Annotated in this window: 16 protein-coding genes; 6 read left to right on the forward strand and 10 right to left on the reverse strand. The window is 55.7% G+C overall.

All coding sequences use genetic code 11. From position 1 onward, the window contains the following. Positions 1–30 precede the first annotated feature (30 nt). Entirely contained in the window at positions 31–978 is a 948-nt protein-coding gene (locus tag JUJ53_RS07690; RefSeq protein WP_204151415.1) for a TIGR04168 family protein, read from the forward strand. Here the strand turns inward: JUJ53_RS07690 and JUJ53_RS07695 are convergent. The 5 genes from JUJ53_RS07695 to JUJ53_RS07715 all read right to left on the reverse strand — a co-directional run bounded on the left by JUJ53_RS07695 (position 975) and on the right by JUJ53_RS07715 (position 7140). Continuing rightward, on the reverse strand, positions 975–1925 hold the full coding sequence (locus tag JUJ53_RS07695; protein ID WP_204151416.1) for an ADP-ribosylglycohydrolase family protein: 951 nt from the start codon (positions 1923–1925) through the stop codon (positions 975–977). The genes JUJ53_RS07690 and JUJ53_RS07695 overlap by 4 nt on opposite strands. 153 nt (positions 1926–2078) lie before the next feature. Next, positions 2079–3158: a heat-inducible transcriptional repressor HrcA gene (gene hrcA / locus JUJ53_RS07700; protein ID WP_204151417.1), complete on the reverse strand. Its 1080-nt coding sequence runs from the start codon at positions 3156–3158 to the stop codon at positions 2079–2081. Between the two features lie 123 nt (positions 3159–3281). Next, complete coding sequence (locus JUJ53_RS07705; RefSeq protein ID WP_204151418.1) at positions 3282–3656, reverse strand: rhodanese-like domain-containing protein; 375 nt, start codon at positions 3654–3656, stop codon at positions 3282–3284. A 330-nt stretch (positions 3657–3986) separates the two neighbouring features. After that, the gene (locus tag JUJ53_RS07710; RefSeq protein ID WP_204151419.1) at positions 3987–4508 is read right to left on the reverse strand and encodes a single-stranded DNA-binding protein; all 522 of its coding nucleotides are present in this window, start codon (positions 4506–4508) and stop codon (positions 3987–3989) included. A 73-nt stretch (positions 4509–4581) separates the two neighbouring features. Next, a complete protein-coding gene (locus JUJ53_RS07715; protein WP_204151420.1) occupies positions 4582–7140 on the reverse strand; it encodes a mannose-1-phosphate guanyltransferase in 2559 nt (852 codons plus the stop codon). Between the two features lie 613 nt (positions 7141–7753). On the opposite strand from JUJ53_RS07715, the gene JUJ53_RS07720 reads away from it, so the two are divergent. Then, positions 7754–7936 carry a hypothetical protein gene (locus JUJ53_RS07720; RefSeq protein ID WP_204151421.1) on the forward strand — a complete coding sequence of 61 codons (183 nt, stop codon included), beginning with the start codon at positions 7754–7756 and terminating at the stop codon, positions 7934–7936. A gap of 201 nt (positions 7937–8137) precedes the next feature. After that, positions 8138–8824 carry a class I SAM-dependent methyltransferase gene (locus JUJ53_RS07725; protein WP_204151566.1) on the forward strand — a complete coding sequence of 229 codons (687 nt, stop codon included), beginning with the start codon at positions 8138–8140 and terminating at the stop codon, positions 8822–8824. Here JUJ53_RS07725 and JUJ53_RS07730 read toward each other — a convergent pair. The 4 genes from JUJ53_RS07730 to JUJ53_RS07745 all read right to left on the reverse strand — a co-directional run bounded on the left by JUJ53_RS07730 (position 8821) and on the right by JUJ53_RS07745 (position 13502). Beyond that, positions 8821–9648: an alpha/beta hydrolase gene (locus JUJ53_RS07730; protein ID WP_204151422.1), complete on the reverse strand. Its 828-nt coding sequence runs from the start codon at positions 9646–9648 to the stop codon at positions 8821–8823. The genes JUJ53_RS07725 and JUJ53_RS07730 overlap by 4 nt on opposite strands. Before the next feature lie 83 nt (positions 9649–9731). Beyond that, positions 9732–10202 carry a tetratricopeptide repeat protein gene (locus JUJ53_RS07735; protein ID WP_204151423.1) on the reverse strand — a complete coding sequence of 157 codons (471 nt, stop codon included), beginning with the start codon at positions 10200–10202 and terminating at the stop codon, positions 9732–9734. A gap of 101 nt (positions 10203–10303) precedes the next feature. Next, entirely contained in the window at positions 10304–11392 is a 1089-nt protein-coding gene (locus JUJ53_RS07740) for a phosphotransacetylase family protein (protein ID WP_204151424.1), read from the reverse strand. 379 nt (positions 11393–11771) lie between these two features. Continuing rightward, positions 11772–13502, reverse strand: coding sequence for a Calx-beta domain-containing protein (locus JUJ53_RS07745; RefSeq protein ID WP_204151425.1), 1731 nt, complete (start codon positions 13500–13502; stop codon positions 11772–11774). Positions 13503–13855: 353 nt separating this feature from the next. Here JUJ53_RS07745 and JUJ53_RS07750 point away from each other — a divergent pair, with 353 nt between their 5' ends. The 3 genes from JUJ53_RS07750 to JUJ53_RS07760 all read left to right on the forward strand — a co-directional run bounded on the left by JUJ53_RS07750 (position 13856) and on the right by JUJ53_RS07760 (position 18425). Beyond that, a complete protein-coding gene (locus tag JUJ53_RS07750; RefSeq protein WP_204151426.1) occupies positions 13856–16117 on the forward strand; it encodes a transglycosylase domain-containing protein in 2262 nt (753 codons plus the stop codon). Positions 16118–16274: 157 nt separating this feature from the next. Next, on the forward strand, positions 16275–16823 hold the full coding sequence (locus JUJ53_RS07755; RefSeq protein WP_239124869.1) for a YdcF family protein: 549 nt from the start codon (positions 16275–16277) through the stop codon (positions 16821–16823). Between the two features lie 513 nt (positions 16824–17336). Beyond that, positions 17337–18425: a serine/threonine-protein kinase gene (locus JUJ53_RS07760; RefSeq protein ID WP_204151428.1), complete on the forward strand. Its 1089-nt coding sequence runs from the start codon at positions 17337–17339 to the stop codon at positions 18423–18425. Here JUJ53_RS07760 and JUJ53_RS07765 read toward each other — a convergent pair. Next, positions 18422–19333, reverse strand: coding sequence for an alpha/beta fold hydrolase (locus JUJ53_RS07765; protein ID WP_239124870.1), 912 nt, complete (start codon positions 19331–19333; stop codon positions 18422–18424). The two genes, JUJ53_RS07760 and JUJ53_RS07765, sit on opposite strands and share 4 nt — an antisense overlap. Positions 19334–19401: the final 68 nt, after the last annotated feature.

Consider the following 19401-nt stretch of genomic DNA (forward strand, 5'->3'; position numbering starts at 1 on the left):
GCCGCCATGCCCACTGTGCTAAGCAAGTGAATGACTGACTCTCTAACGCCTCCCCTCTCCCGATCGCCCTTGCCGAATAAGGGGCGATCGCTCACCCTCGCGGTCATTGGCGATGTCCATGATCAATGGGACATCCACGACGAACAAGCCCTGCGCCACCTCGGGGTTGATCTGGTGCTGCTGGTCGGCGACTTTGGCAACGAAGCTGTATCTGTGGTGCGGTCGGTGGCGGAGATGGCCTTGCCCAAGGCGGTCATTTTGGGGAACCATGATGCTTGGCATACGGCCACAGCTTGGGGGCGGCGCAAATGTCCCTACGATCGCAAGCTTGAAGATCGGGTGCAGCAACAGCTTGATCTTTTAGGCGCGGCCCACGTGGGCTATGGCAAGCTCGACTTTCCAGACTTAGGGCTGAGCATTGTCGGTAGCCGACCCTTTAGCTGGGGTGGCCCAGACTGGCGCAACAAGTCTTTCTATCGCGATCGCTACGGCGTGGAAAGTTTTGCCGCTTCCATCGAAAAAATTGGAGCGGCCACCCAGCAAACCAGTGAAGAGGTGGTCATTTTTATAGGTCACTGCGGCCCAGCAGGATTAGGCGATCGCCCTGAATCGCCCTGTGGTCGTGATTGGCTGCCCATGGGCGGCGACTATGGTGACCCGGATTTTACCGGAGCGATCGCCCAGGCTAAGCAATGGGGTAAATCTGTTCCCCTGGTCACCTTTGGGCATATGCACCACAGCCTACGCCATACCAAAAAACGGTTGCGCGAACGGTTGGTGCAGCAGGACAACACCGTTTATCTCAATGCCGCCAGCGTGCCCCGGATCGTTGCCACAGACTCGGGCTGGCTACGCAATATGTCGTTGGTAACCCTGGAGAACGGAGTGGTGACCAGGGCAGCGATCGCCTGGGTCGATCCCACCTATACGATCCAGCAAGAAGACGTACTCTATGCGGCCGATCCAGTCCTGCCCTAGCCTCCAACAGGCCAAGCTTGCTCCAGCCGCTTCGCCAAATCCACAATATCGTCATAGCGAGCGATCGCCCCCAGCCACTCCCTAGGCAATCCCGCCAGACCATAGGCCAACCCTGCCAGTCCGCCGGTCACCGCCGCTGTCGTATCCGTATCGCCCCCCAAATTCACCGCCTTCAGCACCGCATCCCGATAGGATTGAGTGGTTAATAGACACCAGAGAGATGCTTCCAGGGTGTGAATGACATAGCCTCCAGAGGTGATGGCATCTTCAGGCAACTGGTCAATCTGACCCGTCGCGATCCGGGCAAACTCTGGCCACTCTGCCACAAAGGGCGGCACTTGGTAGAACGACGTCACCTGCTGCACGCCCGTCTGGTAGGCCGTCGCTAGATCATCGCCCTGTAGCAGCCGCACCGCAATGCTGATGTATAGGCCACAGGCGATTTGCGATCGCGGATGGGCATGGGTAATACAAGACACCGCATGGGTCTGCTGAATCACCTGCGCTAATTCCCACCGTGAGGCACAGAAGGCCATCGGCAAAATGCGCATCAACGAGCCATTGCCATTGTTGCTCTCACTCTTGCCCCCAGCCTCAACTGCCGGTACACCGCGCTGCAGCTGAGCGATCGCTTGCTGAGTGGTACCACCAATATCAAAAACATTGCCGTGGGGCGTCCAGTAGGCATCTTCATACCAACGCCGAAAGCGATCGCCGATATCCTCCGGATCAAACCCAGTGCATAGGCTTTCTGCCAAGCACAGCATCAGCGAACTATCGTCTGACCAGGTGCCCGGTGGCTGGTTCCAGGTGCCATAGCCGCGCATATCGGTCACTGGATCCTGTCGCCGCTCTGCCCGACTGGTGAACTCCACGGGGACGCCGAGGGCATCAGCCACACAAACGCCGAGTAACCCGGCCATCACTGGGGATTCTCTATCAACCATGGAACTCTCTGATTGTAGGGGTAGTAGGTGTCAGTAGGAGGACGTACCTGTGGGTGAGCATTTCGACGGTGCTCTATGCTCACATCCGGATGAGACGAGGGGTGAGCGGAGTTGAAACCCGGTACCTTCGCTTCATGGAATGGCGTCCACCGGTTAGGTAGCCTGGCTCATGACATCCGATAAATGATCCGCCGCCGCTTCCACCAAGGCGATCGCATCTTCGTAGACCATGCGCGTGGGCCCCAACATGCCAACACTGCCCACGGGCACATTATCCCGTTGATAGGTCGCAGAAACCAAGGCACAGGCATTCATGGGCTTAATGGGATTTTCTGAACCAATGCGCACCACCACCCGTTTGCGCGGCGTTCCCGGATCCGTCGTTTCAAAAATCAGCGGCCAAAGCTGATCTTGCTCCTCTTCTAAAAGCTGCATCAACGTCTGCACTTGTTGCAACTCAGAAAATTCTGGCTGTCGCCGCAGCACTTCCGCCACGCCGCTGACCAAAATCTGGGTGGGTATGGGAGTTTGGCTACGACGGCTGAGCTGGTTTAGGGATTGTTGCAACAGGCTGGCATACTGTTCAAACTCCCGTCCCAGTTCTGTCCAGTCTAGGGTAGACAAGTCACTCAGCGATCGCTCTCGCAGTTGCTGGGTCAGGAAATTGGAGAGAATTTGCAACTCCCGGTCAAGGCTTTCTGGATCGGTGGGCGTGTCTAACTGCGGCAGGGTGATCAACACCGACTGGGTTTCGTAGCAATCGAGCACCACCACCAGCATGATCCGCCGCGTATCCACCTGCACGAGCTGCACGTGGCGCAGATGGGCCGTGCGCGACTGGGGTAGGGTAACCAGGGCAATGTAGCCACTGATGTTCGACAAAATCTGGGCCGCATGGCGCAGTAGGACATCCACGCTGTAGGTTTCTGCCTGTAGCTGATCGGACAGGAGTTGATCTACCTGACGGGCGATCGTGTCGGATGGCTTAATCAAATGATCGACATAGATGCGATAGCCGGAATCCGACGGCACCCGGCCGGCAGAGGTGTGGGGTTGATAAAGCAAACCTGCCTTCTCCAACCGCCCCATGGCATTGCGCACCGTCGCCGAACTGACGTTGAGATTAAATTCTTCAATTAACGCCCCAGATCCAACCGGCTTGGCCGTTGCCACATAGTGACGCACGGTGGCCCAAAGAACCTGCTGTTGGCGATCGCTTAGCTTAATATGCATAGCCGATAAAATCTTAAAGCTAAGTGAAAACAAAAATGGATAGAGATGCTACGTAAGACTGTAGCGTTCTCAATGACACCGCGATCGTAGCAAGAACTACGGGGGATCCTAAATTCCATCAGGTTAATACTGGGGAATACTGGGATCGACGCGGATCGCGTAGGCGGCAATGCCCCCTGCTAGGTTCTTGACGTGCGTGAAGCCTTGATGTGCCAACCACTGACACATATGTGCCGATCGTATCCCGTGATGACACATGACAATGGTCTCTGTGTCTGGGTCAAGCTGCGCTAGAACTTGGCCAGACCAAGCTTCAAACTGACTCAAGGGTAAATTCACAAAGCCCTCTAGATGAGCGATCGCTACCTCTTGAGGCTCCCGCACGTCAAGTAACTGGAGGGGCGCGACGACCCCTGGATGGTCTTGCCGCTGGGCGAGATACTCCGCAAAGTCTTCTACGCTGATCTGAGGCAAGGGCTCGTAGGATTGGGCAAACATGAATCGTTAACGTGAGTTGTTATGAAAATCTAAAATCTCTTACCCATTAACCTAGCAAAGTTTGGCAAAATCCGTGATCAATGATCCATAACGAGGATTCATATCGAGCATCTTATCGATTCAGATCTCAAACGCCAACAGCGGCATCCCAGAGGACACCGCTGCACCAAATGTTCTATGCACTTAGCCTGAAGACCCTCATCCCAACCGTCTTCCAGGGCGCTAGAGAATCTGTGAAAGCACCTAATACCACACTCTCTGACTCCCCTTCTCCCCTTGTGGGAGAAGGGGTTGGGGGATGAGGGGAAACGATGGGGCAGCTAACCAGGGCTAGAAGGGAATGTCGTCGTAGTTAGGTTCGGGGTCAGCGGGAGGCTGATAGGCCGGGGGTTGATAGGCCGGGGCTGGCGGAGCCGCAGGGGGCGCGTAGGGAGCTGGGGCTGTATGGGCAACGGGGGGCGCGGCAACGGGGCGAGGGGCCGGTGTCGCAGGCGATGAGCTGGATGCTGCGTCGGAACTCGTTTGGATCGAGGTGGTTAGTAGGGTATCCGCGCCGAGGGGGTAAATGCGCTGAATGGTCATCTCGGCCAGCTTTTCCTTAAAACCTTCAGGACGCTCGACGGTATTCATGCCCAACCGTCCTTCGAGGACAACGCGATCGCCCTGGTGATATTGAGCCTGGATGCTCTGAGCCAAGTTGCCCCAGCCCACAGCCTTAATGGTTTCCATGGGGTCGTTATCGCGGAGCCCCGGAAATTGCACGACCAATTCTGCGATCGCGGTTTGCCCGTCTGGGGTATAGCGCAATTCAGGATCTTTGACAATTTCCGCCATCAAAATAAAGTTATTCATTCCTTCGTCCTCAAGATTACAAGCACCCTGCTGAAGCAGTGAGTGGCGATCGCTTCTAGGTTTCCCTCAGCAGCTACAGTAATACACTTTCTAAACTTTGATCGTGATCTAATTCTTCCATGCCCAACTCATGATTAACAAAATCTTGGACATAGGAGCGATACTCCCGCAAGGTTTCGTCTACCCAGCCGCGATCGTTGCTGTTGGCTGCCAGGTGTACGAGGGGTTCCCCAGCGTCAGGCAAGATGAGAATCCAGCTATCGGGCTGCTGGGAATTGAGAATTTTCACGCCATCGGTTAAATCTAAAGTCTCTGCAGGATGGCTTTCGACTAAGCGACGCATCAGAGCTCCCTTCACCGTCCAAGGGCAGCGCACGGTAATCGATCGATGGCAGACGCGGGGGAGGTCGGCGCGGATTTGCCCGAGGGAGCGATCCTGGAGGGTGAGCATTTCCATGAGTTTAGCAATGCAGAACATGGCGTCAAACCCAGGGTGAAGCTGGGGAAAGATGAAGCCCATCTCACCGCTGCCGCCGACCACCACATTACGGTTAGAATGGCAGGCTTCCATGAGGGCGGTGGGGTTAGCCTTAGTACGCACAACGGTACTATCGTGGCGGCGGGCAATCTGCTCCACGGCGCTGGAGGCATTCACGGGCACCACCACGGTACTGCGAGGATTATCGGTGAGCAGCATGTGAATAATCAAGGCGGTGAGCTGTTCGCCCCGGATGGCGCTGCCAGACTCGTCTACCAGAATGAGCTGTTCACCATTGGCGGAAACCTGCACGCCCAAATTGGCCTTGAGGGCTTCTACCACGTGGCCTAGCTGATCCAACAGGACTTCGCGATCGGCGGTGGAGGGAGCTAGCTGACTGAGGCTGGCATTGAGCACCACGGCATCGCAGCCGAACTTGGCCAGAAGCTGGGGTAGGATAGCGCCCGATACGGCGTAGGCGTAGTCGATCACCACCTTGGAGTTGCTGGTGCGGATGGTGTTGATGTCGAGATGGCGTTCAAAGACAATGCTGTAGAGGTCAACCACCTGGGTGGGATAGACCACCTGACCGATCTCGGCGACCTGGGCCCGACGGAAGTCTTCCTTGAAATAAGCGCCTTCAATTTTCTTTTCGTGGGCCTTGGAGAGGTTGATGCCATGTTCATCAAAAAACTCGATGAGCATGTGATCGCAGCGTTCGGGATGTAGGCGGATGTGCAGCCCCCCAACCACAGCTAGGGTGGGCACCACGGCCCGGGCTAGGGGAATGGCGGTGGCTTCTAGGTTTTGCACATTGATGCCGACGGACATCAGCCCCGCAATCAGCGATCGCGACACCATGCGCGAAATACTGCGCTGGTCGCGGGAGACGGTGACGTGGGAGCCGGGTTTTAGGGTAGAACCATAGGCTGCCCCAAGGCGCACAGCAAATTCTGGCGTGATGTCAATATTGGCTAGGCCGGATACCCCACGCTGGCCAAAGAGGTTGCGATGGGCCACATGTCCCCAGATCAGGTTCATGTTGAGAATGGCACCGGGTTCGATGATTTTGCTGGGCCAGATGCGCACACTTTGGTTGACCTGCGCTTCTTCACCCACGCTGGAGAGCGACCCCACCACGGCTCCTTCCAGCACATGGGCACGGCGATCGACCCGTACACCCCGAGCCGCAACACAGGCTAAAAGCCGAGATTCTTCGCCCAAAATAGCGCCATTCCAAATGATGGAACGCTTAATCTCGGCATCAGCTCCGATGGTGACGTTGTCGCCAATAATAGTGCCGGAGCCGATCGATACCCGGGGACCGATGCGGCAGTTGGTGCCAATCATCACGGGAGTTTGAATCTTGGCGCTGGGGTCAATGCGGGTATTTTGTCCTATCCACAGACCGGGCGATCGCTCTTCATAGCCATACTCCACATACACTCGCCGGTAGAGAGCATCATACTGAGCTTCGCGGTAGGCTTCCAAATGACCGACGTCACACCAATAGCCCTCAGCGATGTAGCCATACATGGGTTCACCTTGCTCCAGCAAGGTGGGAAAGAGGTCTTTGGAGAAATCAGCCTCTTGATTGGCGGGTAAGTAGCGCAGCACCTCGGGTTCTAGGATATAAATGCCGGTGTTGACCGTGTCGGAAAAAATTTCGCTGCTGGAGGGTTTTTCTAAAAAGCGGCGGATACGCTGCTGGTCATCGGTAATCACCACGCCAAAATCTACCGGATTTGGGACATGGGTGAGCACCAGCGTGGCTTTAGCGCGACGAGCTTTGTGGAAGGCGATCGCTGCACTGAGGTCGAAGTCGGTAATGCTATCGCCGCTGATCACCACGAAGGTTTCATCCAGCAATTCCGACACATTTTTGACACAGCCGGCAGTCCCAAGGGGCTGATCTTCCTCCACGGCATAGGTCATCTGCACCCCGAAATCACTACCGTCTTGGAAGTAATCGCGCATAACATCGGGAAGATAGTGAAGCGTCGCGATAATTTCGGTGATGTCGTGGCGCTTGAGCAGGTTGACGATATGTTCGGCAATAGGACGATTGAGAATCGGCACCATTGGTTTGGGAACATCGCTGGTCAGCGGCCGTAACCGCGTTCCTGATCCGCCAGCCATGAGCACTGCTCGCATATACCCTCCTTAATTCGCTACACCATGCTGCTTCAGCACTGCTTACATCCAAGACCAGCCTCTAAGGTGACACATCTCGAACCTTCCATCCAATGGAGCGATCGCTTACTACGCAGCCCTAGGGAAGACGATGGGTCCTGAGTCTGCCTTGTTGGATATGCCAAGCAATCTGATTTGCAGGTAGGCAAGATTGGTCATATCCATTTGTTATTACATTTTGTAAATAACAATTAAAAAATATTGATTTTACTATCGTTGCATCACCTTGAGCATAGCGAAGAATTCAGCATTTACGGCATTTTTCTCTAGGATGGTCGTCTGTTGATCGCTCGATCGAGACCAATAGATGTACCAATAGATGGATTGAGAACAGGGCATGTTCTGGCTGATTTATTTCCTAGCTATTCCATTCTGTTTGGGATGCTGAGCATGGTGAAAGCGGGCTTATCTTGCTCAGCATATCGTGAAGAGACGCTAGAATTTTGTTGGCTGTCCTACACTCTCCGCTCTCCTGACTTGGCTGTTCTGCCGCCGATTCAGGGCAAAATGATAGAGTTAAGAGGTATGCCTGCGTCTAGTCTCAAGTTTTAGTTGGAATTGTTGAGTGGTACCTATGGTAAACCTTCTGATTGTTGCGCTAGCCGTTGTTTATGTAGGCGGCATCTGGAAATTCTGGGCTGGGTTTAACCGCACCAACTTTAGCGGTGGCCGTCTCTACCTATCCCTGATGTGGCCAGTGCTGGTGGTGGCCAACAAGTCCTATCGCCAAAATTTTACAAAGGCTCTCAAAGGCTAAGCCCTGATTGGCACTGGTGCCTTGGCCTAGGGCTGGTCATCCTAGACCTCCCGAAACCAACGGGCAGGGGCAGACGTGCTGCTTGTTCCAAGACAACCAAGCTCAAGGTCTTGGATTGTGGCAGAGCTTGAATTTTCTTACTGAGGTGGAAGCAGCAGGATGCCCTGGGATGATTCTTCATTGGCCGGCGCGTTGGGGGATATGGGCGATCGCTCGTCCTGGTATAACCAAATTGATGCGGTGGCGGAGCGGTTCAATCGCGAATATCAAGGTCAGCCCTTTGAGCTACCGGACGAAGTAGAGGCGATGCCCATTTTTCGCGACTGGACGTCTGGAGGGCTCACGTCTCGAATTGCTGCCCCTTTTTGGAAGCTGGCGCAGCCCAAGAAAAGTCAGCGTTGCCTCGATGTGGGCTGTGGCGTCAGTTTTTTAATCTACCCATGGCGCGACTGGAATGCTTTTTTCTATGGGCAAGATATCAGCGACATCGCTTGCGATAGCCTAAACTCCCGCGCTCCCCAGCTGAATTCCAAGCTGTTTAAGGGGGCGGCTAAAGGGCCGGCCCATCAGTTGCAATACGAGGATCAGCAGTTTGATCTCGCGATCGCCACTGGCTTCAGTTGCTACTACCCCTTGGACTATTGGGAAGCGGTTTTAACCGAGATGCGGCGAGTGCTGAAGCCCGGCGGCACCCTGGTGTTTGATGTGGTGAACCCAGAATCGGCCCTGGCAGAAAATTGGGCTATTTTGGAAACCTACTTGGGGGCGGAGGTGCTGTTAACAGAGCTAGGGGAGTGGCAGGCGCTGCTGAAGCGATCGAACACCAAGGTGCTCAAAACCTTAGACCATGAGCTATCGCGGCTCTACAGTCTACAGTTTCTACCCTAGATCATTCCTCGATCATCCCTAGATTCATCCGGGTGCTCACCGGTTTCCCCAGCGATCATGGCGCAGATGGCGTCGGCTAAGTCGCTGATCTCGGCAGGCTTGGGCTGGAGATAGGCCTGGGGAGCCGTGGCGTAGCGCTGGGCCATCTCCTGTTGGGCAGCGCTGGCTGTTGGACTCTGCACCACCAACAGGGGCTGCTTCAGCCAGGGAAGCCGCTCGGTGAGCAGTTCTGCCTGCAGTTCTGCCCAGCGGCGCTGGAACAGGAGGCGACAGGCGGCGGGCGATCGCTTCAGTTTTTGGTAGGTTCGGTGGTGCGATCGCCATTGCGACTGCTTGCCTAGCAGCCAAGCCAAGGGACGCAGCAGCCATAGGAGCAACGTCCAGATGGGAAAGGAACCGACCCATCCCCGGGCTCGTCGCCAGGGATAGCCATGATTGTCTAGCTCAACGCCTTCGGGGTCAATCAGCACCAAGCCGCTCACCTGATGGGCATACTGCAGGGCATAATTAGCCGCAACCCATGCCCCAATGGAATGACCGACGAGATAGACCTGGGAGATGCGCAGGGTATCCAGATAGTCGGCCAAGCATTCAGTTTCTAAAGCAATGGAGTAGTTACCTAGCCGTTCTGATTCACCAAATCCCAATAGGTCAGGCGCAATACAGTGGAAGCGATCGCCCAAGCGATCCAGCAAAGGAGTCCATTCACCACTATCGCTCCAGGCTCCATGTAGAAATATGATGGTGGGGCCCGTGCCCACTTCCTTCCAAAAGAGCTGGCCTTGGGGCAGGCGAATACGAGCGTTGCGGATTGGTAGAGTCATCCTAGCTGAGTGAAAGGGTCGGTCACTATCCTGTGACCATCCATTATGCCAGGCTGAATGCCCAGACGGGAGGGTGGATACCCCTAGCTCAGCTTGGCAGTGCATTCTAGAATCAGCTTTTGGTTGATGAGGGCATAGGGCTGCACCGCTAGGGCCTGGCGAAAGGCCTGAATGGCGGCGATGTAGTTACCCAAGGCCATATGACTTAGACCTTTGCCATGCAGTGCGCCAAAGTGGACGGGCATGAGTTCTATGACGCGATCGCAGTCGAGGAGCGATTTCTGATAGTCGCCGATCACGTAGTAGAGCACAGCCCGCCGGTTCCAGGCTTCCACAAAGTCAGGCTGGGCCGTGATAATTTCGGTGAGCATGGCTTCCGCCTGCTGATGCTTGCCGGCAATCAACAGCCCCTGGCTTTCTTCGAGCTGCTGCAGCCCTTGGATTCCCTTTTGGCGAAACCAACATTGCCACAGCGATTGCGTAGCGCGGGTGCGGGTGGCTTCCTGGGTGCTTTTTAGGTCGTCCAGAAAGGTCTTAATATCTTGGTGATTCATGGCACATCCAGTCCCAAGGTAGGGTGTGAGTTGAGTCCATAGCGGGCACTAGTTTCTGTCATGCCACTAGGTGCCCCATGCGATCGGTTGATCAACCCACCCTAGGCGGGGATGGCTGGTTCTAATCCGAGGGTTTGAATCAAGCGATCGACGTCGAAGTGCTTGTCCATCAGGTCGAAGACACATTTCACCTTGATGGTTTCATGGAGGCGCACTTGCCCAAATGCATGATCGATGATTTCCACCGTGGTGAGGGTATCAAGGTCTACCGATAGGATCGGAATCTCTAGATCTTCTGCGCGGCTGAGGATGCTGGGGGCGGGTGGGAGATGACCGGTCAAGATCAGGCATTGGGTGGAGGTTTCTAGGGCGGCAAGCTGGAGATCGGTGCGATCGCCCCCGGTGACAACGGCCATATTCCGCGCTTTACGGAAGTACTTGAGGGCGGAGTTGACGTTCATCGCTCCGATGGTCAGACTTTCTACCATGAGGTCAAGGCGATCGCGGCAGCACAGCACCTCCGCATTCAGGCGATGGGTAAGTTCTCCCACGCTGACGCTGCGCAGGAGTTCGCTGTGGGGCAAGATGCCAAACACAGCAATGCCATTGGCTTCTAGAAAAGGCTTAACTTGGCTGTCTACCATCTCGATTTGATCCGCAGGCACATCGTTGAGAATCACGCCTGCTAGGGCCTCGCCTAGATGCTGCTGGGCCGCGAGGATGGCATCGATGGCCAGCACCGAATGAAAGCGCGCGGTCAAAACAACGGCGGCACCGAGAACTTGGGCCGTTTGGGCTAGGGATACATCAAACAAGTGTCCTTCATGCAGGCTGCCGGCTCCCTCCAAGAGCACTAGATCGCCCACGGCAGCTTGCGTGTAGTGTTTGAGGTCCTGCTGATAATCCTTGGCATCATGGCCATGCAAGCGCTGGGTAATGCTGGCATCATCCAACCGCAATAGGGTGGGCAGGAGGCGATCGCTGGGTAGCTGGAGAGCCTCGCCAATAAACCGCACATCTTCGTCGATTTGATCCATGCTAGATTCGCTGGGGCAGGTGCCAAGAGGCTTGCCGTAGCTGATGTCTAGCCCCTTATGACGAAGCTGATGGGCAATGCCTAGGGTGGCGGCAGATTTTCCGCTATAGGCTTCGGTAGACCCAATGAGTAAATACTTTGCGGACTTCGGCACGTCCAACTCCTCACATAATGCGTGGCAATACAGCAGTTTTGAACTCCTATTGTAAGGGGAGAGGCTCTCTTGCTTCATCACTAATTGCGCCGAAGATCGACAAATTCTTACGAAACTAGACAGCGATCGCCTTTCAAAAGGGGAGAGGGCGATCGCTATCTAGATCGTCGTTGCTCAAGAATGCCACGCAGTTATCTGAAAATCCTTGACACCCCAGCCAGCAGTTCTGTATTGATCCAAACAGAACCCCGGCTAGTCAAGAAATCGTGACTTAACTGGGCAGGATAGGGAAGACGTTTACGAGATGCGTGACGTGGGGGCTGCCCAAGGGTGAGATTGGGACGCCTGCGCTGACTCATCGGGGCAGCGTGGGAGGATGTTACGCCACCCAGCCGACGGCTGAGGTGCTGATGACCGTGCGCAGATCGCGGGTTAGTTCCACGGTGTAGTCGTGGGGCGAACCACCGGAGCCGGTTTGGGTCATGGCCGATCCATCGGGATTGCGGGGCGAAAACCAGGAATCTGCCCGCACCACCAGGTTATTGTTGCTGTTGATGAACATGTCTTTAATCACCAAGCTGTTGGAGTTGCCATTGCCAAGCCGGGCAGATAGATGGGCCGCGGTGGTCATCTCGCCCGTGGTAGGGTTGATTCTCGCCAACACGCCAATTTTTGCGCCGCCGCCCTGCCCATAGCTGCGCAGCCAAGCTTGGGTGGCCGTATTGGCGACACGCCGGAAGTCTTCGCTGGGGGTGCCTTGGGTGCCGTCTACGCTGAAAACGCCGTAGAGATAGGTGCCATCCCAAAAGAGACCATAGCCGCGCCCATCGGCCCCGGTGCTTTCATAGTTGGTGCGCACCCAGTTGTTGGCAGAGTTGGCGCTGTCAAAGCTGGCGATGATCGGGTCTTGGTTGATGCTGGTGCGCTGCCAGGTGCCCATGTAGATGGTTTGGGTGCCGAGGGTGACGGAGGGGCCATTGAGGGCAGCGATCGCCGCTTGGCTGCTGGTGGGCGAAAATTTGGTGACATCGCTGGTTTGAATCGAGACCGCAGGCGGGATGCTGCCCGCCACGTCGTCATCCAAGATGGTGAGAGTCGCCACCTTGGTGCCCAATTCTGCGCCTTCGCTGGGGTTGATGAGTTCAATGCGAACCGTTTCATTGGGCTCGTCTAGGTTGTCGTCGAGGATTTGCAGGGTAAATCGGCGGTTGGTTTGTCCATCTGCGAACGAGAGGACACCGGAGGCGACATTGTAGTCTTCCCCGGGTGTGGCGGTGCCTCGACCAATGGTGCGATAGGCAACTTGGGCTGGGCCGGTGCTGCCGCCGGTGCGGGTGACGGTGATGGTGACGGTGCCAGCGCCTTCATTCACCGTATAGCGAGGCGTGGTGAAGCTAAAGCGCCCAGGAAACCCCGGCAAGGAAGACCTCTGCAGGGCAGCATCTCTGGTTTGCAACTGTTTCGCGGTCACGCCTGTGAGGATGGCCAGGTAATTGCCGCTGTTTTTGTGGCGCACCAGGGTGCTGCCGGTGTAGTTGCCCCGACCGTTGATCAATTCAAGGTCTTCAAACTGCAGCCGTCCTTGGAGTTTGAGGCGATCGCTGCCGGGGGAGAAGTCTGTAATTTCATCGGCTTGCCTGAGGGAACCGCTATGGTTCAGGGACAGCACGAAGGTATCGCGACCCGCACCGCCGGTGAGGATATTTTTGCCCGCACCGCCGGTGAGGATGTCATTGCCCGCACCGCCGAGGAGCCGATCGTTACCGTTGTCTCCATTGAGGCGATCGCTGCCCCGTCCACCGTTGAGCAGATCATTGCCGGCCCCGCCGTTGAGGATATCGTTGCCGTTGCCGCCCAACACCCGATCGTTGCCGCCTTGACCATGGATCAGGGTATCGCGATGGGGGGCAACCAAGCGATCGCTTCCCCCGGTACCGACGATGCGATGCATGGTTTGGCTGGTGCGCACCCCTAGGACGCGAGGGCTTGATGAGGCGATCGCTGTTTCAGGAACTGGAGGGCGATCGGGTTGTAGCGGATCGAAGCTGCTGGATTCAACGGAAAACGGAGCGGCGATCGCCCCATGGGACAAATTCTGACTAGATAGCATTCACATGTCTCCTAACAGACGCGGAAAAGGGATGGATCAGTCTGGTAGAACCCTGTGAATTGAAGCTGGCAAGCACAACTCGCTATCTAGTTGTAACGAACGATGGAAGACCTATCCCTCAGGGGTTTTCCTGAACTTTGTTTGACAGTGGCTACTCAGTCCTAGGTTTGCCGCGGGAACTTCTAGGAGTGAGTAGACTATCATCAGAACTGATACCCTATCGAGCAGGATCCTTGCCATCGGCTTTCCCAGGGCGTGGCTTGTCAGCCCTTGTCTCAGATTACCCGCGCGGACTATGCGGAATCGTAGACTCCTGTTCTGATTTCTCTCTATGCCGAGCGCGATATTGACGCATGACTTCTCCCCAAAAACCCCCAACGCCATCTAAAACTCTTTTGGGAACGATCACCAATCTGGTGCAGACGGTACATGCGCGTATCGATTTTTCCAAACTGGCGGTAGATCCTAAGGCGCGGGTGCCAAAACTGCGGGTGCATAACCTGGAGACGGATGAAGTCAATATCTATCCGCTGATTGGCGATCGCTACATTTTGGGCCGCAGTTCTAAGGGCTGCGACATTGTGGTGCGCAACCCTGTGGTCAGCCAAACCCATTTAACCCTGTCTCGCGATAGCCGCAGTCCCCATGCCGCCTTTGTCGCCAAAGATGAGCGATCGACCAACGGTACTTATATCGGCCGCCGCCGGATTGAACGAGCTACGCTTTACCATGGCGATCGCTTCACCCTCGGGCCGCCAGAGCTGGCCTCGGCGGTGCAGGTAGATTTTCAAAACCCGCCACCTTGGTACATCACCGCCTTGCGCTATGGGATCTATGGCATGACTGGGGTGTCTGCCTTGGTAGCCCTGTGGATTGGTCTAGAGTGGCAAAAGTTCAATGTGCGCCCTTTTCCCGGATCCGTAGACGGCCCGGTTATTGTCTATTCCCAGGATGGACGTACGCCGCTCCGCCAACCCCGCAGCCAGGCCCATCGCGAGTTGCGGCGGCTGTCGGACTATTCGCCCCATTTGCCTAATGCGGTGATGGCGTCAGAGGATTCACGGTTTTATTGGCACTTGGGCGTCGATCCCATTGGTACCATTCGCGCCCTGTGGGTGAACGTTAGCGGTGGTGAACTGCGGGAGGGCGGCAGCAGTATTACCCAACAGCTTGCCCGCAGTGTCTTTCGCAGCTATGTTGGCACGGATGATTCCCTAGGGCGGAAGATCCGAGAAGCGGTTGTATCGCTGAAGCTGGAGCTGGTCTACAGCAAAGATGACCTGATGTTGATGTACCTCAACCGGGTCTATCTAGGCAGTGGTTTATCAGGATTTGAGGATGCCTCCCAGTTTTACTTTGCTAAACCAGCTCAAGAGTTGACGATTTCGGAAGCCGCAACCTTGGTGGGCATCTTGCCAGCGCCCAACAGCTTCAACCCCGTGCAAAGCTACGATACGGCGGTTGAGCTGCGCAACCGAGTCATCAACCGCATGGCAGCCCTTGGCATGATTACCTCGGAAGAGGCGCAGCGGGCCCGGCGATCGCGCATTGAGCTCAATCCGGCTGCGGTGGAAGAGTTGCAAAGCACCCTCGCGCCCTATTTCTATGGGCAGGTTTTTTTTGAGCTGGAGGACTTGCTAGGGGCCGAGCTAGCCCGAGAGGGCAACTTTGTCATCGAAAGTACGGTGGATTTGGCAACCCAAACCCAGGCTGAATCATCCCTACAGAGCGCGGTTGCTTCCGATGGCGTTACCTATGGTTATACCCAAGGGGCGATCGTCACCCTGGATTCGGCAACGGGAGAGATCTTGGCCCTCGTCGGCGGCACAGACTACCAAGCCAGCCAGTTCAACCGCGCTACCCAGGCCCTGCGTCAACCCGGATCGACCTTTAAGGTGTTTGCCTATGCGGCAGCTTTGGAATTGGGCATCTCGCCGGGCACCTCCTACTCCTGTGCGCCGCTGACCTGGCAGGGGCAATCCTTTGATGGCTGTCGGTCGGGGGGCGGCAGCATGGATATGTATACCGGCATGGCCCTGTCGGAAAATGTGGTGGCGCTGCGGATTGCCCAGGAAGCGGGGCTAGACCGAGTGGTGCGCAATGCCCAGCGGCTGGGGATTGAATCTGAGCTCAATCCAGTGCCTGGGCTGATCCTTGGCCAGAGCGAAGTGACCTTGGTGGAGCTGACCGGTGCTTTTGGCGTTTTTGCCAATGAAGGTGTACGCAATCCGCCCCACACGATTCGCCGCATTTTAGACAGCAGCGATTGTGAAGACAATGCTGATTTACAGACCTGTCGCGTGATTTTTGATTATCGTCAAGATGCCCAGGCTAATATACAGGTTCTTGATCCAGCGATCGCCACTACCATGACTGGAATGCTGCAAAGTGTGGTGCAAAGCGGCACTGGACGAGCAGCCTACCTAGGGGCAGGAGAAGCGGGTAAAACCGGTACCACCAATGACAACGTGGACCTATGGTTTGTGGGCTATGTGCCCCGCCAAAACCTCGTCAGCGGCGTATGGTTGGGCAATGATGACAATGCCGCAACCTTCGGCAGCAGTTCCCAGGCAGCCCAAGTGTGGGGTGATTATATGGAACGGGTTCTGCGCTAGACCTAAGGATCTTTGTCCTGATGTGAGGTCTAAAAGGTGGAACACTGCTGAGCTTTAGGGCATGATATCTGTGATCTTGATGCTAGTGAAATTCTGAAGTATGTCGTCTTGCGATCGCCACCATTCATCTCGTGCATCTCGTCGGGGAGTTGGGTCGTTGGTTTGGCTACTCCTGTTCGTCCTTTTGGGCGCTTGGGGGTATCAACGGCTCACGGCATCGTTCCATTCACCGGAGGCGGTTCTAGTCTTGGGTGGCTCCTTAGATCGTGAGCAATTTGCGGCAGATTTTGCCCATACCTACCCGGATCTACCCATTTGGGTTTCGTCGGGCAGCAATCCGGAATATGCCCAGTGGGTATTTGAGGAAGCCAATATTGACCTAGAGCGCGTGCATCTAGACTACCGAGCCGTGGATACGGTCAGCAACTTTACCACCTTGGTGGATGATTTCAAGTCCCAGGGCATTGATCGCATTTACCTGATCACCTCGGACTATCACATGCGACGAGCGCGCATTATTGGCGAGATTGTGTTGGGTAGTCGGGGTATTTCCTTTGAAGCGATCGCTGTTCCGTCGGATCAATCGCCAGAATCGATCGACAAGGTCTTGCGCGATGCGGCCCGCTCCATTTTGTGGGTGACGACGGGCTACAGTGGTTCTTCCCTGCGCCAGGTGCAACAAGCTGCCTACCGCCGCTTCAAGTAGCCGACGGTAAAGATTGGTTCATGTTCAAGGCATAGGGAAATTACGGAGGTCACTCTGTCCCAGGGCAGCATTCAGCTCGCTGTTGCCCCGCTTTCTCCGTGGTTATCATGAGAACTACGGATGCGATTTCTGGTATCACCCTGGAAAATGAAGATAGTTTGAACTGAGTGGGCGATCGCTCCCGTCCGGCGGATGAACGTCTTCATGGATCCCCATTCAACTTAGAGCAAACGATAGATTTCAACCCTACCCCTGTGATGAACGATACGAACGGCTCCATGAGAACCGCTTAGTCTAATGACTAGTCATCCAAGGGTGCTACGGTGTTGGTTTTAACGTCTCTAAGGTTCATCATCTGTTCATGAACATGTCCATAGGGTAGGCGATCGCCCTCCCTGAGCCAGCAAGTTTCAACGATCTTGTTCACTGACGTAGCTCCCTACCGTTAGGATAGGGGTGAGCATCTAGCACTAGTTTGTTCTGATTCTTATGCGTGCATAGGCCTCCACATTGATGGATTCTACGATTCCCACCTTGTCCACACGACGCGCTTCTCCGCAGCATCAAACACGGCTGGGGCAGTTTTGTGGCTCAAAACATTTATTTCGCGATCGCTATAAGGTTTTGAAGACATTGGGTCGTGGCGGGTTTGGCGTGACGTTTTTGGCCAAAGATATGGCCCTGCCCGGCTATCCTCCCTGTGTGATCAAGCAGCTTTGCCCTAAGGTGAACAATCCTGTGGCCCTGAGTAAAGCCAGTGAGCGCTTTGAACGGGAAGCCACTACCCTCAGCCAGTTGGGCAGCCATTCCCAAATACCGCGCCTTTTAGACTATTTCCAGATCAATGGAGAGTTTTACCTCGTCCAAGAGTATGTGCGTGGGTCAACCTTGGTGAAAGAGGTGCGGAAAAACGGCCCCCTTTCAGAAGAAAAGGTGCGCAAGTTTTTGGTGGAAATCCTGCCAGTGCTCAGCTATATCCACAGCCGCCAGGTCATCCACCGCGACATCAAGCCGCCGAATATCATTCGCTGTGACGATGACGGGCGTTTGGTGTTGATTGACTTTGGGGCCGTCAAAGAAGGAATCGCCGAAATCACGGATGAGGATACCCAAAAAGCGCCCAGCACCAGCTTTGTGGGCACCGTAGGCTTTGCGCCCCCCGAACAGTTGGCCCTGCGTCCTAGCTACGCCAGCGATATCTACGCCATCGGCGTCACCTGTCTCTTTTTGCTCACCGGGCATCCGCCCCTGGCCTTTGACTACGATACCCACACCGGCGATATCAACTGGCGGGAGATGGTGGATCTCAGTGAACATTTCGGCAAAATTCTCGACAAGATGCTGAAAATCTCACCCCGCGATCGCTATCAGTCTGCCGATGATGTGCTGCGGGCGCTGGATCTAGAATCCCACTTCGATCAACTGTCCCACTGTATGACCATGAGTTCCCGCTTGCCGAAGCCGACGGAACCAGAGCCAGAACCCACGGGCTACCAATCGCCCATTGCCCGCAAAGCCGCCGCTATTCGCAACTGGCGGGCTCGACGGCTGCAGGAAGGTCATTCTTCCTCCTTCCAGCAAAATGATCATCCCGTTGCTTAGTCTGTCGCTGAGGTGCCGACCTGAACTGCCCACTGCAGCAGTTCGTGATTGACGCGATCGGGCTGTTCTTCATAGGCACAGTGCCCTGCTTGGGGAAGTTCGATCAGGTTGAGGGAGGGATGCTGCTGCACCAGTTGCCGCCCGCGTTTGAGGGGAATTACCCGATCCTGCTGCCCCCACAGGAGCAAGGTCGGACAGCGAAGCTGGCTGATCAACGAATGGCTATCGGGGGCATAGTCGTAATGGGTAGAAGCGCTGGAAAGCCGGCAAAGGGTTTGCCCTGCGCCGCGATCGCGGGTGGGGGCAACGTAACTTTCAATTAAGTCTTGGGTAATACAGGCTTTTTGGGCATAGGCTAGCCCCAGACCAGCACGGATGAACCCAGGGCGACGGGCTAGCTCAAATAGCGGCAGCACCACCAAGGGATTGGCAAACAGGCGTTCGAGGGTACCGGCAATGGGCTGCACCCAAGGCGGAATAAGCTCTTGGCGGGAGGCGGGCAGGGTCATCAACGTCAGCCCTTGCACCATCTCGGGATGTTGGGCAGCGGCGCTCAGGGCCACCAAGGCTCCTAGGGAATGCCCCACCAGTAGAACCGGACGCCCCAGGAGCGATCGCCACAGGTCATAGACTTGATCAACCCAGAGCTGCACCTTATAGGGAGCGGCCGCCTTGCGCGATGCCCCAAAACCCAGCATATCTACGGCATAGACGGGGTGATGCTCCGCTAGAGGCATGATATTGCAGTGCCATTGGGTGAGGGAGGAGCCGAAGCCGTGGATCAGCAGAATGGGGAGAGCGTTGGCTTGAGCCGAGGGGGCATAGGTGTAGCGCACTTGCCAACCGCGCCAGATCCAATCGCGCTGGCGACCGAGGCGAGGCATCCAAGAGGCGGGGGGAGAGGGCATGGGCATAATGTAAAGATGTCTAACATCAGGGCAGGGTGGCGGAGCGGAAAGCTTAGGATGGGCGTCGA

The organism is Leptolyngbya sp. CCY15150 (genome assembly GCF_016888135.1).
In the GTDB taxonomy this organism is placed as follows: Bacteria; Cyanobacteriota; Cyanobacteriia; order RECH01; family RECH01; genus RECH01.

What these genes read in the sequence shown, in the direction of transcription:
- JUJ53_RS07690 (WP_204151415.1), top strand. Translation starts at nt 31, where the DNA reads ATGACTGACTCTCTAACGCCTCCCCTCTCCCGATCGCCCTTGCCGAAT.
- JUJ53_RS07695 (WP_204151416.1), bottom strand. Translation starts at nt 1,925, where the DNA reads ATGGTTGATAGAGAATCCCCAGTGATGGCCGGGTTACTCGGCGTTTGT.
- hrcA (WP_204151417.1), bottom strand. Translation starts at nt 3,158, where the DNA reads ATGCATATTAAGCTAAGCGATCGCCAACAGCAGGTTCTTTGGGCCACC.
- JUJ53_RS07705 (WP_204151418.1), bottom strand. Translation starts at nt 3,656, where the DNA reads ATGTTTGCCCAATCCTACGAGCCCTTGCCTCAGATCAGCGTAGAAGAC.
- JUJ53_RS07710 (WP_204151419.1), bottom strand. Translation starts at nt 4,508, where the DNA reads ATGAATAACTTTATTTTGATGGCGGAAATTGTCAAAGATCCTGAATTG.
- JUJ53_RS07715 (WP_204151420.1), bottom strand. Translation starts at nt 7,140, where the DNA reads ATGCGAGCAGTGCTCATGGCTGGCGGATCAGGAACGCGGTTACGGCCG.
- JUJ53_RS07720 (WP_204151421.1), top strand. Translation starts at nt 7,754, where the DNA reads ATGGTAAACCTTCTGATTGTTGCGCTAGCCGTTGTTTATGTAGGCGGC.
- JUJ53_RS07725 (WP_204151566.1), top strand. Translation starts at nt 8,138, where the DNA reads ATGGGCGATCGCTCGTCCTGGTATAACCAAATTGATGCGGTGGCGGAG.
- JUJ53_RS07730 (WP_204151422.1), bottom strand. Translation starts at nt 9,648, where the DNA reads ATGACTCTACCAATCCGCAACGCTCGTATTCGCCTGCCCCAAGGCCAG.
- JUJ53_RS07735 (WP_204151423.1), bottom strand. Translation starts at nt 10,202, where the DNA reads ATGAATCACCAAGATATTAAGACCTTTCTGGACGACCTAAAAAGCACC.
- JUJ53_RS07745 (WP_204151425.1), bottom strand. Translation starts at nt 13,502, where the DNA reads ATGCTATCTAGTCAGAATTTGTCCCATGGGGCGATCGCCGCTCCGTTT.
- JUJ53_RS07750 (WP_204151426.1), top strand. Translation starts at nt 13,856, where the DNA reads ATGACTTCTCCCCAAAAACCCCCAACGCCATCTAAAACTCTTTTGGGA.
- JUJ53_RS07760 (WP_204151428.1), top strand. Translation starts at nt 17,337, where the DNA reads ATGGATTCTACGATTCCCACCTTGTCCACACGACGCGCTTCTCCGCAG.
- JUJ53_RS07765 (WP_239124870.1), bottom strand. Translation starts at nt 19,333, where the DNA reads ATGCCCTCTCCCCCCGCCTCTTGGATGCCTCGCCTCGGTCGCCAGCGC.